At 34.5% G+C, this 12419-nt stretch carries 11 protein-coding genes; 8 read left to right on the top strand and 3 right to left on the bottom strand.

Features of this window, described 5'->3' with window-relative positions:
* The first annotated feature begins 102 nt into the window (after window positions 1-102).
* The 3 genes from ACPF9A_RS00425 to mtaB all read left to right on the top strand — a co-directional run bounded on the left by ACPF9A_RS00425 (window position 103) and on the right by mtaB (window position 3118).
* Window positions 103-387 (top strand): type B 50S ribosomal protein L31, encoded by a 285-nt coding sequence (locus ACPF9A_RS00425; RefSeq protein ID WP_424000607.1) that lies wholly within the window; start codon window positions 103-105, stop codon window positions 385-387.
* A 142-nt stretch (window positions 388-529) separates the two neighbouring features.
* A complete protein-coding gene (locus ACPF9A_RS00420) occupies window positions 530-1705 on the top strand; it encodes a GlmU family protein (RefSeq protein WP_424000605.1) in 1176 nt (391 codons plus the stop codon).
* A gap of 84 nt (window positions 1706-1789) precedes the next feature.
* Complete coding sequence (mtaB, locus tag ACPF9A_RS00415) at window positions 1790-3118, top strand: tRNA (N(6)-L-threonylcarbamoyladenosine(37)-C(2))-methylthiotransferase MtaB (RefSeq protein WP_424000603.1); 1329 nt, start codon at window positions 1790-1792, stop codon at window positions 3116-3118.
* Window positions 3119-3154: 36 nt separating this feature from the next.
* Here mtaB and ACPF9A_RS00410 read toward each other — a convergent pair whose 3' ends face one another.
* Window positions 3155-3451: a GNAT family N-acetyltransferase gene (locus ACPF9A_RS00410; protein ID WP_027067355.1), complete on the bottom strand. Its 297-nt coding sequence runs from the start codon at window positions 3449-3451 to the stop codon at window positions 3155-3157.
* A gap of 178 nt (window positions 3452-3629) precedes the next feature.
* On the opposite strand from ACPF9A_RS00410, the gene ACPF9A_RS00405 reads away from it, so the two are divergent.
* Both ACPF9A_RS00405 and ACPF9A_RS00400 read left to right on the top strand, forming a co-directional pair.
* Window positions 3630-4292 (top strand): alpha/beta hydrolase, encoded by a 663-nt coding sequence (locus ACPF9A_RS00405; protein ID WP_424000601.1) that lies wholly within the window; start codon window positions 3630-3632, stop codon window positions 4290-4292.
* Window positions 4293-4357: 65 nt separating this feature from the next.
* Entirely contained in the window at window positions 4358-5314 is a 957-nt protein-coding gene (locus ACPF9A_RS00400; RefSeq protein ID WP_424000599.1) for a lytic transglycosylase domain-containing protein, read from the top strand.
* Between the two features lie 3 nt (window positions 5315-5317).
* On the opposite strand, the gene ACPF9A_RS00395 is transcribed toward ACPF9A_RS00400, so the two are convergent.
* On the bottom strand, window positions 5318-5833 hold the full coding sequence (locus ACPF9A_RS00395) for a DUF2892 domain-containing protein (protein WP_424000597.1): 516 nt from the start codon (window positions 5831-5833) through the stop codon (window positions 5318-5320).
* Between the two features lie 254 nt (window positions 5834-6087).
* On the opposite strand from ACPF9A_RS00395, the gene rpmH reads away from it, so the two are divergent.
* Window positions 6088-6255 (top strand): 50S ribosomal protein L34, encoded by a 168-nt coding sequence (gene rpmH, locus ACPF9A_RS00390; RefSeq protein ID WP_027067351.1) that lies wholly within the window; start codon window positions 6088-6090, stop codon window positions 6253-6255.
* 89 nt (window positions 6256-6344) lie between these two features.
* Entirely contained in the window at window positions 6345-9197 is a 2853-nt protein-coding gene (gene carB, locus ACPF9A_RS00385) for a carbamoyl-phosphate synthase large subunit (RefSeq protein WP_424000594.1), read from the top strand.
* Between the two features lie 47 nt (window positions 9198-9244).
* Here the strand turns inward: carB and ACPF9A_RS00380 are convergent, their stop codons facing one another.
* Entirely contained in the window at window positions 9245-10870 is a 1626-nt protein-coding gene (locus ACPF9A_RS00380) for a long-chain fatty acid--CoA ligase (protein WP_424000592.1), read from the bottom strand.
* 213 nt (window positions 10871-11083) lie between these two features.
* On the opposite strand from ACPF9A_RS00380, the gene ACPF9A_RS00375 reads away from it, so the two are divergent.
* The gene (locus tag ACPF9A_RS00375; protein ID WP_424000590.1) at window positions 11084-12361 is read left to right on the top strand and encodes a hypothetical protein; all 1278 of its coding nucleotides are present in this window, start codon (window positions 11084-11086) and stop codon (window positions 12359-12361) included.
* Window positions 12362-12419: the final 58 nt, after the last annotated feature.

Here is a 12419-nt window from a genome sequence, read left to right as displayed (position 1 = left end):
TTAATATTATTTTTGATTTCTAATTGTCCATTTGTATAATTTCACTATTTTTGCAGCCTTAAAATGAGTGCCCGTCGGAATGGGTGCATTAAAGTTTTTACAATGAAAAAAGATTTACACCCAGAAAATTATAGGATAGTGGCCTTTAAGGACATGTCTAATGAAGAAGTATTTTTGACAAAATCAACAGCTGACACTAAAGAGACTTTAGATGTTGATGGTGTTGAGTATCCATTAGTAAAATTGGAAATTTCAAGAACTTCTCACCCGTTTTACACTGGTAAAGCAAAATTCTTGGATACAGCTGGTCGTATCGACAAGTTCAAGAACAAGTACAAGAAATTTTCAAAAGAAGAGAAAAAAGAAGAAACAAAAGAGCAGGAATAGTTCTTTTAATTCTTTCTTGAATATAGCGCCTTCGAAATTTTCGAAGGCGTTTCTTTTTCCTTTAACTTTTAAATAAAGGAAGTTATCCATTATATATAGATGCTCTAGGGATATTTGTTAATTTTGAAAAAAATCATCTAGTATGAACTTTATTCTTTTTGATGGTCCTCGTAGGGATCATCTTTTGCCCTTCACCTTTACTCGCCCTGTTTCAGAAATCCGTGTAGGTATTATGACTTTAAAGGAGCGTTGGGAAGCTTATTTAAAAGTTTCAGTTTCTTCTTTGACCGAAGAATATTTAAGTATAAAATATCCAGTTAATTTAGAAGAATCTAATGTTTTTATAGACGCTTCGGTATTACCATCGAACGAGTTGCTAAAAGCGGTTAAAGCTTTGCGAGCGGGCGAAAGGTTAATGTCAGGCGAATTGATAATTGCTTATTTAGCTGCAGTTTCTAAAAGTGCAGATGAATTATGTGATTTTGATGTAGTTGAATTTGAAGGTGGTCTTGTTCAAATCAATAACACTTGGGATATTTTTGATAAAAATGCTACCATTTTGCAGTCAGATTTCGATTTTATTACAAAAGGTAGAAAGAGTCAACCCATATCCAGTACGAATCAATTAATTCATCCGGAACGCATTTTCCTTGAAGAAGGAGCTAAGGTTGAATTTAGTATTCTAAACGCTACAGACGGACCTATTTACCTAGGTAAGAACTCTGAAATATGGGAAGGAAGTCTAATACGTGGTGGTTTGGCACTTTGTAATAATGCCATTGTAAAAATGGGAGGTAAGCTCTATGGGGCGACTACCATTGGTCCGTATAGCAAGGTGTGCGGTGAAATAAGTAATTCTGTGATATTTGGCTATTCAAGTAAAGGTCATGAAGGGTATTTGGGCAATGCTGTGTTGGGAGAATGGTGTAATATAGGCGCAGATTCCAATAATTCTAACCTTAAGAATAATTATGCAAAAGTTCGTTTGTGGGACTATGCAACCGAACGCTTTGAGCAAACAGGTTTGCAGTTTTGTGGACTAATGATGGGTGATCATAGTAAAACGGCAATTAATACAATGTTTAATACTGGTACTGTAATTGGTGTAAATTCTAATATTTATGTACCAGGGTTTCCAAGAAATTTTGTACCAAGTTTTAGTTGGGGTGGTGCATCTGGGTTTACGGCTTATCAACCTGCAAAAGCATTTGATGCTGCTAAAGTGATGATGGCTAGAAGAGGGGTGGAGTTTAATGATGTTGAAGCGGATATTCTTACCCATGTATTTGAGATAACTAAAAAATGGAGGAAGTATTAAGTATTTAAAACTGTAATACAGTTAGTTAAGCTTTTTTAGCTTGATTAAGTTTAAGTATTTTTGCACTCTCAAAGAGATTATTAGATGAAGAAGAAAGTGGCTTTTTACACTTTAGGATGTAAGTTGAACTTTTCGGAGACTTCTACCATAGCCCGTAATTTTGCAGATGAAGGTTTTGAAAGGGTAGATTTTTCGGAAGAAGCAGATATGTATGTAATAAATACATGTTCTGTTACAGATAATGCAGATAAGAAATTTAAGACTATAGTAAAGAAAGCTCAGAAAATTAATCCTGATGCATTTGTTGCTGCGGTTGGCTGTTATGCACAATTAAAACCAGAAGAATTAGCAGATGTTGATGGTGTCGATTTGGTTTTAGGAGCTACAGAGAAGTTCAAAATTACAGATTATATAAACGATCTTACAAAAAATGACCACGGTAAAATACATTCATGTGAAATTGCCGATGCAGATTTTTATGTTGGTAGTTACGCAATTGGAGATAGAACCAGAGCGTTTCTAAAAGTGCAAGATGGCTGTGATTATAAATGTACTTATTGTACCATTCCTTTGGCACGTGGCATTTCTCGTAGTGATACTTTGGATAATGTTTTAAAGAATGCTGCAGATATATCGGAGCAGGGTATTAAAGAAATTGTCTTAACCGGAGTCAATATTGGTGATTATGGAAAAGGAGAATTTGGTAATAAAAAGCATGAGCATACTTTTTTAGATCTTGTAAAAGCGCTAGATGATGTAGATGGTATACATCGTTTACGAATCTCATCCATAGAGCCTAATCTACTAAAAAACGAGACTATAGCGTTTGTAGCCCAGAGTAAAACTTTTGTACCTCATTTTCATATTCCTTTGCAGAGTGGTAGTGATGACTTGCTTAAGTTGATGAAGCGTCGTTATATGACCAATCTTTACAAAGAGCGTGTTCATAAGATTAGGGAAGTAATGCCAAATTGTTGTATTGGTGTGGATGTCATAGTAGGTTTTCCTGGGGAGACCGAAGAACATTTTTTAGAGACCTATCACTTTTTAAATGATTTGGATATTTCTTATCTACATGTATTTACATATTCAGAAAGAGACAATACGCCAGCAGCATCTATGGATGGTGTGGTTCCAAATAAGATTAGAAATAAAAGAAGTAAAATGCTACGTGGTTTATCTGTAAAGAAAAGACGTGCATTCTATGAAAGTCAAATAGGGAATGAGCTTACGGTTTTATTTGAGGGAGAAAATAAGGAGGGATATATTCACGGGTTTACTGAGAATTATGTGAAAGTAAAATCGCCTTGGAATCCAGAATTGGTGAATACGTTACATTCGGTGAAACTGACCGAAATTGATAAAGATGGCTTAGTGCGGTTTAATTTTGTAAACTTAGAAGTAGAAGTATAAAAAAAAAGCCTTTCATTTGAAAGGCTTTTTAATTTTTTAAATACGAATGCCAATAGGTAGCATTTCTTTGTACTGTAGTCGGTTTTTTCTTAAGAATCCTGCTATATGAGGACTTGTTGGTACAACTCTAAGGTTTCTTTCTTGAATTATACTTAGAACGGCTTTGATGAAGTTTTCTCTAAAATTTTCATCCGTAATTTCTTCAGGAACTACTAATTTAGTTAGAAACACTTTACGTTCTTGAGAAGAGTATTCTATTCTTGCTAGATGTCCGTTAACTGTGGTTTCAAATTGGCGAAGAAAAGAATTGTCTTTAATAATAACATCGTTCATATAGATTATTTTAGTGTTGCTACTAGACAAAAAAATTACGATGTTCTCATATCGTAATTTGTCGTTAATGAAATGCTGTACAGATTATATGACATGTTAAAACATGTGTTTTTCGCATTCTCTTACAAAACTAGTTAAAAAATACTTAATTTCCTAGTTTTTACTACGTTTCGTGACTATGATAGATAATATAATTCATGTGTATTGTATGCCAGGTATGGCTGCAAGTCCTACAATTTTCGAGTATATAAAATTACCTAAAGAGAGATTTGAACTGCATTTATTAGAATGGAGTATTCCTACAAAAGGGATTTCATTTAGTGAGTACGCTAAAAATATGTGTAAACTCATAAAACATAAGAATGCTGTGTTGATAGGGGTTTCGTTGGGCGGACTTCTAGTTCAAGAAATGACTAAATATATTGAGGTAATAAAAGTGATAATTATATCGAGTGTTAAAACCCGTCACGAATTGCCAAAACGTATGCTATTTGCAAGGTACACCAGTGTACATAAATTGCTTCCTACGGGGTTGGTGAACAATGTTGAGTTATTGGCAAAATATGCCTTCGGTGAAAGTGTAACAAAACGGTTATCACTGTATGAAAAATATTTATCCGTTAGAGATAAAGGCTATTTAGATTGGTGTATTAACGAATTGGTAAATTGGAAGCGAGAGGTGCCTTGCGAAAAATTAGTTCATATACAAGGTGAAAAAGACACAGTTTTTCCTATCGCAAATATTAGTAATTGTATACATGTGGTCAATGGTACACATACTATGATTATACATAGGGCAAAGTGGTTTAACGAGAACTTGCCAACAATTATTTTGGAATAAGATAGTTCTATATATACCTTTGGTTAACTACAGATTGGGTAGAAATAATTTTAAATATAAAATTCATGAAAACTATTAAGAATATATTGATGTTGTTAGGTGTTGTATTTGTTGCTGGCACCTTGATATTTGCGGTACAAAGTACTGATGCGATTGCGGTAAACGATAAGATTGTGGCGAATGATAGTGTTCAGAAAAACGTAGCTAAATCGTATAAAATTTCTTCAATAGATATTCCTCAAGACTTAAATTTTGCAGGAGAAGTGGTTCCGCAAGAAGATCCAGAAATTATGGAACGAGTAGACCGTGAGTTTTTGGTAAATACGTATTGGCAGTCTAACGCTTTGTTATTAATGAAAAGAGCCAATAAGTATTTTCCGATAATAGAGCCAATATTGGCTAAAAATGGTATTCCAGATGATTTTAAATACTTAGCGGTTGCAGAAAGTGGTTTGACAAATGTAGTATCCCCGGCAGGTGCTACCGGTTTTTGGCAAATTATGAGAGAAACCGGTAAAGAGTACGGTTTAGAAGTAAATTCGAATGTTGATGAACGTTACCACTTAGAAAAGTCTACAGAGGTTGCTTGTAAGTATTTAAATAGATGGAAAGATAAATATGGTAGTTGGGCATTGACTGCAGCTGCATATAATGCTGGTCCGGGTGCTATCAACAAATACATGGGTATTCAGCAAGTAGATAATTATTGGGATTTGCTATTGGGTGATGAAACGGGTAGGTATGTTTTTAGAATTATGGCGATAAAAGAAATTCTTGCCAATCCAGAAAAGTATGGTTTTCATATCGATCAAGAAGATATGTATAAAGCTATACCTACTTTTAATGTTGAGATTAATAAGCCAGTTAGTGATTTTGCAGATTTCGCACAAGAGTACGAAATCAACTATAAAATTCTAAAAAGACATAACCCTTGGTTAAGAGAGCCACATTTAAATAATGGCTCTGGTAAAAAATACACTTTAGAAATCCCTAATAAAGGATACTACAGAGAAACAAAATAAGACTTAGATTTTCTTCAGTTGTTGTTGCATCATTTTAATTTGATCTGTCAACATATTGTTTTTATCTAATTTCTTTGCTTCGTTAAGCAGCATGGTCGCTTCTCTTTTACGACGCTTTTGCATTGAAATACCAGCTAAGCTTAACTTTGCCATGGCTAGATCATAATCCATCGTAAGACCAAGCTTAAGTGCTTTTTTAAAGTATTTCTCAGCTTGGGTTAAATTAGTTTGAGAGAAGATAATACCATGTAGGTAATTATAATAGCCTTGTTGTTTAACAGTTAGTGCACCTTCAGGGTTCTTGATTTTATCTAACCAGGTTTTAGTACCGGCTAAATCCTGCTTACGCATTTTTAAAAATGCTAACAATATAATCTCGTTTCTAAAATAAAGAAAGATAAAAATTAAGGATAGTAAGATTAAAAATATGCCATTTCCGATATTACCTTCGATCATTTGGTAAACAGAAAAGGCAATTATAAGTCCTGCAATAATTAATTTTAGATTTTTATTGAACATATTTTTAATTTTAATTTCTAGTTAGTTAGCTAAGTATGTTATTCAAATTAATCGTAACCCTATAAAAATAAAGCAATTTCGGCGCTAAATTTCAATTCTGGCAAAATTAATCAAAAGCTTCGTTTAGTCACGTACGGATTAATAAAAATATTTTTTTTCATATCACTTGTTAAAGAAAAAACTCTTTGTATATTTGCGCCCAGTTTCACAGAGAATTCTGAATAATTTCATATTAAATAGAAAAGGTTTAAGAGATGCCCGGACAAAAAAGAACATATCAGCCGTCAAAAAGAAAGAGAAAGAACAAACATGGTTTTCGTGAGCGTATGGCTTCCGTGAACGGTAGAAAGGTTCTTGCAAGAAGAAGAGCAAAAGGAAGAAAGAAATTGACCGTTTCCTCTGAAACAAGACATAAGAAATAATGATTGCATAGTTTATAAAATATATAGGTGTTACTTTTTTAAAAGTAACACCTTTTTTTTGTCCAATTCCCAAAATAAACAGTTTTAAGATGCCAAAAAGAAAAGATTTAAACTCAATTTTATTAATAGGATCAGGTCCTATTGTTATCGGTCAAGCATGTGAATTCGATTATGCAGGTAGCCAGTCTTTACGTTCGTTACGTGAAGATGGTATTGAAACTATTTTGATAAATAGTAACCCGGCAACCATTATGACAGATCCAACAATGGCGGATCATGTTTACTTAAAACCTTTAACAACAAAATCTATAATTGAGATTTTAAAAGCGCATCCACAAATAGATGCGGTATTGCCGACCATGGGAGGTCAAACAGCACTGAATCTGTGTATAGAGGCAGATAAAAAAGGAATTTGGAAAGATTTCGGAGTAGAGTTAATAGGTGTAGACATTGATGCTATAAATATTACTGAAGATAGAGAGCAATTTAGAGAGCTAATGTTGAAGATAGGTGTAGGCATGGCACCACAAGCTACAGCGACCTCCTTCTTAAAAGGTAAAGAGATAGCTCAAGAATTCGGTTTTCCTTTAGTAATACGAGCTTCTTATACACTTGGTGGGGCAGGAGCATCCATAGTATATAAACCAGAAGATTTTGATGAATTATTAAGTTATGGATTAGAGATTTCTCCTATCCATGAAGTAATGATCGATAAAGCCTTAATGGGTTGGAAAGAATATGAATTAGAGCTATTAAGAGATAAAAATGACAACGTAGTAATCATATGTGCTATTGAGAATATGGATCCCATGGGTATACATACCGGTGATTCAATTACGGTAGCGCCTGCAATGACATTATCTGACAGAACGTATCAGAAAATGCGTGATATGGCAATACATATGATGCGTAGTATAGGAGATTTTGAAGGTGGTTGTAACGTTCAATTTGCAGTTAGTCCTGATGAGAAAGAAGATATTATAGCGATTGAAATAAATCCGAGAGTTTCAAGATCATCAGCTTTAGCTTCAAAAGCAACTGGTTATCCTATTGCAAAAGTGGCTACAAAGTTGGCAATAGGTTACACGCTTGACGAATTAGATAATCAGATTACAAAATCAACATCGGCATTATTCGAACCAACGTTAGATTATGTTATCGTAAAAATACCAAGATGGAATTTTGATAAATTTGAAGGATCTGACCGTACTTTAGGTTTGCAGATGAAATCTGTAGGAGAAGTTATGGGTATTGGTCGCTCGTTTCAAGAGGCATTGCATAAAGCAACCCAATCTTTAGAGATTAAACGAAATGGGTTAGGTGCCGATGGTAAGGGCTACAAAAATTATGAGCAAATTATAAGTAAACTAACCATACCTAGTTGGGATCGAGTTTTTGTAATTTATGATGCAATACAAATAGGTATTCCTTTAAGTAGAATACATGAGATTACTAAAATCGATATGTGGTTCCTTAAGCAATATGAAGAACTTCATTTTTTAGAGAAAGAAATTTCTAAGTATACTATTGCGACACTTTCGAAAGATCTATTGTTAGAGGCTAAGCAAAAAGGATTTGCCGATAGACAAATAGCCCATATGGTTGATTCTTATGAAAGTGAGGTTTATAATAAGAGAACCGAGCTTAATATAAATAGAGTTTATAAGCTTGTAGATACTTGTGCGGCAGAGTTTAAGGCAATGACTCCATATTACTATTCAACTTTTGAAGCTGAAATAGAAAAGCCAGACGGTACACGATATGTTCAAAATGATAGTATAGTTTCTGATAAGAAGAAGATTGTAGTTCTAGGATCTGGACCCAACCGAATCGGTCAAGGTATAGAATTTGACTACTGTTGTGTTCACGGAGTTTTAGCAGCTGCGGAATGCGGTTATGAAACTATTATGATCAATTGTAACCCAGAAACGGTTTCAACCGATTTTGATACTGCAGACAAGCTTTATTTTGAGCCGGTTTATTGGGAGCATATATATGATATTATTCGTCATGAAAAACCGGAAGGAGTAATCGTTCAATTAGGCGGACAAACTGCGCTTAAACTAGCAGAAAAGCTATCTAAATATGGGATAAAAATTATCGGAACAAGTTTTGAATCTTTAGATTTAGCCGAGGATAGAGGAAGTTTTTCTGAATTATTACGGAAGAATGACATTCCATTTCCTCAATTTGGAGTAGCAGAGACGGCTGAAGAAGCAATAGCACTTTCAGATGAATTAGATTTTCCTTTATTGGTAAGACCATCTTATGTTTTAGGAGGTCAGGGAATGAAAATTGTAATAAACAAAAAAGAGCTTGAAGAGCATGTAGTTGGTTTACTTCGTAAAATACCAAATAACAAGTTATTGTTAGATCATTACTTAGATGGTGCAATTGAGGCAGAAGCAGATGCTATTTGCGATGGTGAAGATGTATATATCATTGGTATTATGGAACATATTGAACCTTGTGGAATTCACTCAGGAGATTCAAATGCAACATTGCCACCATTTAATCTTGGTGAACTGGTAATGCAGCAAATTAAAGACCATACTAAGAAAATTGCTCTTGCATTAAATACGGTTGGTTTAATCAACATACAGTTTGCCATAAAGGATGAAGTTGTATATATCATAGAAGCAAACCCTAGAGCTTCTCGTACGGTACCTTTCATTGCAAAGGCTTACAAAGAACCTTATGTTAATTATGCAACGAAGGTTATGTTAGGAGATAAGAAGGTAAAAGATTTCAATTTTAATCCTCAATTAGAAGGATTTGCTATAAAACAACCAGTATTCTCTTTCAATAAATTCCCGAATGTGAATAAAAACTTAGGTCCTGAAATGAAAAGTACAGGTGAAAGTATTTTATTCATTGATAGTCTTAAGGACGATGAATTTTACAACCTATACGCAAGACGCAAAATGTATTTAAGTAAATAGTCTTTTTTCAAGACTTATGTTATAGCAGAAGGGGAACTTTAGTGTTGTTAAAGTTTCCCTTCTGCATATAACCTTCTAATTTCTTTCTTGTCAAACTTACCAACACTAGTTTTTGGTACTTCATTAATAGTCACATAATTATCAGGTATTTGGTAACTAGCAAAATCTTTAGATAAATACCCTTTAAGCTCTTCGGTCGATACAGGATTATTTTCATCAGTTAATACTAAAGTAGCCAAAGGTCTTTCGGACCATTTTTTATCAGGAATGGCGATTACGGCAGCTTCCTTAATCTTCGGGTGGGACATTAACGCCAGCTCTAATGCAACACTAGAAATCCACTCTCCACCGCTTTTTATTAAATCTTTGGTACGATCGGTTATTTCCATGTAACCATTTTCATCAATGGTACTTACATCGCCTGTTCTAAACCAACCATCTTTAGTAAAGTTTTCTCGGCTATTAGTCTTAAAATAAGACCTAATGACCCAGGCTCCCTTCACCTGTAATTCTCCCATTGTTTTTCCATCACGAGGAGCTACTTTACCGTCATCTCCAATTATTCGCATTTCTATCCCAGGGAATTCAATTCCTTGTTTCGCACGGACTTTTATTTGTTCTTTTTCACTAAGTTCTTCATGTTTTCTTTGAAGTCTGCTTGCTGTGCCAAGTGGTGAGGTTTCCGTCATTCCCCAAGCTTGAACTCCCCTAATACCAAAGTCTTTTTCAAAATTTTCTATCAGGCTAGCGGACAACGCAGAACCACCAACTAAATATTCTTCCAAAGCTAGTTTTTCCTTTGGCGGATTCTTTTTCATTTCATCATAGACTCCTCGCCAAATCGATGGCACTCCGTTAGCTTTATTTATATTTTCACTTTCTAATATTCTAATAATTGCATCTGGGCGCAAGTGAAGTGAAGGCATTACCATGTCTGAACCAGTTAATAGGCACATATATGGAAACCCCCAAGCCATTACGTGAAACTGAGGTACAATGAGTAGTACTATGTCGTTATTACTGTAGTTGCCCGCATTTGGTGAAAGAATAGTCATGGCATGCAGGTAAGTGGATCGATGCGAATAAAGAACACCTTTTGGCATTCCTGTAGTACCGCTCGTGTAGCACATTCCACTAGCATCGTGCTCATTAATTAGTGGCCAATCGATAGTTTCTAATTGCTCGCCAATCAAGTCTTCATAATGTATTATATTTTGTAAACTAGTTGTAAAACCTTTAGGGGCATTGATGATGATATACTTTTCTACAGGTTCTAATTTCGGAGCTATTTTTTCTAACAGAGGCACAAGGGTTGCGTCTACAAAAATAACCTTGTCTTCAGAATGGTTGATTATAAACTCGGTTTGCTGAGATGATAATCTAATATTTATAGTGTGGCAAACCGCGCCAATTCCCGGAATTCCGTAATAAAGCTCCACATGTTGGTAATGATTCCATGCAAAGGTGCCTACCATATCACCTTTAGAGATACCTAATTTATTTCGTAAGGCATTGGCAAGTTGACAACAACGTTTGTATAGTTGGCTATAGGTATATTCATGTCTACTACCATCTGGCAGATAAGAGATTAATTTTTTATCAGGAAATGCACTATTTGCATAATTTAATATGGTATTAGTGGTAAGTGGGTAGTCCATTATTAATCCGTTCATAAAAAAACTTTTAGTTTACGTAATTGCTTGTATCATAAATTTAATCATTCTAAGATAAGATATCGTCAAAATTTTAACAATATATCGATAAGATAATAATTTAAAGATTTATCTTTTGTATATCTCTTTTCAGGTCAAAAATTTATTTTATTAGATAATTCCTTGATGTGTTTTATAATTAATCTTGCGTGGTATAATATTTAAACCATTAAGTTGAAAAAGATTCCTTTAGGTCTAGTTATTTTGGTAATTGTATTTGGAGTATTGACGTATTGGTCATTATCAAGTACAAGCAAAACTTTTGATACATGCGAGATTTTAGAATTTTCTAACGTCGATGAAATGGACTTTAAAAAATATGATTCTGTTTTAGTTGCCGCGAGTACGTTGTATAAAGCAAACGCAATAAAAAGTGTAATGCAAGGGGAACAGTATAGAAAAGCATGGGCTACACCAGTTAAAGTTCCGATTTTGTATTTGGATAATTTAGAAGAAAATGTGAAAATTCTTGAAGAGGGTGGTGGTCAACAGACCCATTCACTTAAATTGAAAAGAGAAGATGGTACCCTAATGACATTGAGAAGCGTCTCTAAAGACCCATCGCCATTAGTACCCAAGGTTGCTGAGAACATGGGCATTGAAAATATTATAGTTGATGGTATATCTGCGCAACATCCATATGCTGCAATAGTGGTTGCTAAACTTTCTGAATATGCTAGAATATTCAATACCAAGCCTAAGTTGGTTTTTGTACCTAAGCAAGAGCGACTCTCTGATTATAATGAGAAATTCGGTAATCGCTTATTTCTCTTAGAATATGAGACGGAAGGTAATGCCAGTTGGTTGGGACAAAAAAATATTGATTCGGTCGTAGATACCGAAGATTTGCAAGAGTTAAAGATGAAGAGTCCTAACAAAATCAGTATCGATAATAATGCTTTAGTAAGGGCGCGTTTATTCGATCTGTTAATTGGTGATTGGGACCGACATTCAAAACAATGGGGTTGGGCTATTAAAAATTTAGGAGATTCGATTAATGCAATTCCCTTACCGTGCGATAGGGACAATGCTTTTTTCAATCTAGAAGGAGTTTTGCCTACTCTAATTTCGAACCAGGTATTTCTGCCAGAGGTGCAGTCTTTTGAAAAAGAAATTGATTTTTTACCAGGATTAATATCCCCTTTCGATGTTTATTTTATGCGAGACATTCCACCATCTGTATTTGAAAAAGAAGCGAGAGAATTACAGCGCTTACTTCCAGATGAAGCTATTGAATCATCTTTTGCCGTCTGGCCAATTGAGATTTATGAATTGGACGGTAAAGAGCTTATTGCAAAAATGAAAAATAGGCGAAATGAATTGGTAGATTATGCGCTTCTATTTCATCAAGAATTGGGTGAGAGCGAAAAACTGACTGAGGCGCCAAAAGGTTCAGAAGACTTACATATGACCAAAGCGCAAATGGCATGTTTTAATTGCATCGACCAATAACCTTTAAACAAATTTAAAGGATATCAATATAGGTTACTGAATATAAAGAACCATCAAA

This window comes from Maribacter sp. IgM3_T14_3 (genome assembly GCF_049603095.1).
In the GTDB taxonomy this organism is placed as follows: domain Bacteria; phylum Bacteroidota; class Bacteroidia; order Flavobacteriales; family Flavobacteriaceae; genus Maribacter.
This window is presented reverse-complemented; position numbering and strand designations above follow the sequence as displayed.

Excerpts from the sequence above, each read along its gene's own strand:
- ACPF9A_RS00425 (WP_424000607.1), top strand. The coding sequence starts at position 103 with ATGAAAAAAGATTTACACCCAGAAAATTATAGGATAGTGGCCTTTAAG.
- ACPF9A_RS00420 (WP_424000605.1), top strand. The coding sequence starts at position 530 with ATGAACTTTATTCTTTTTGATGGTCCTCGTAGGGATCATCTTTTGCCC.
- mtaB (WP_424000603.1), top strand. The coding sequence starts at position 1,790 with ATGAAGAAGAAAGTGGCTTTTTACACTTTAGGATGTAAGTTGAACTTT.
- ACPF9A_RS00410 (WP_027067355.1), bottom strand. The coding sequence starts at position 3,451 with ATGAACGATGTTATTATTAAAGACAATTCTTTTCTTCGCCAATTTGAA.
- ACPF9A_RS00405 (WP_424000601.1), top strand. The coding sequence starts at position 3,630 with ATGATAGATAATATAATTCATGTGTATTGTATGCCAGGTATGGCTGCA.
- ACPF9A_RS00400 (WP_424000599.1), top strand. The coding sequence starts at position 4,358 with ATGAAAACTATTAAGAATATATTGATGTTGTTAGGTGTTGTATTTGTT.
- ACPF9A_RS00395 (WP_424000597.1), bottom strand. The coding sequence starts at position 5,833 with ATGTTCAATAAAAATCTAAAATTAATTATTGCAGGACTTATAATTGCC.
- rpmH (WP_027067351.1), top strand. The coding sequence starts at position 6,088 with ATGCCCGGACAAAAAAGAACATATCAGCCGTCAAAAAGAAAGAGAAAG.
- carB (WP_424000594.1), top strand. The coding sequence starts at position 6,345 with ATGCCAAAAAGAAAAGATTTAAACTCAATTTTATTAATAGGATCAGGT.
- ACPF9A_RS00380 (WP_424000592.1), bottom strand. The coding sequence starts at position 10,870 with ATGAACGGATTAATAATGGACTACCCACTTACCACTAATACCATATTA.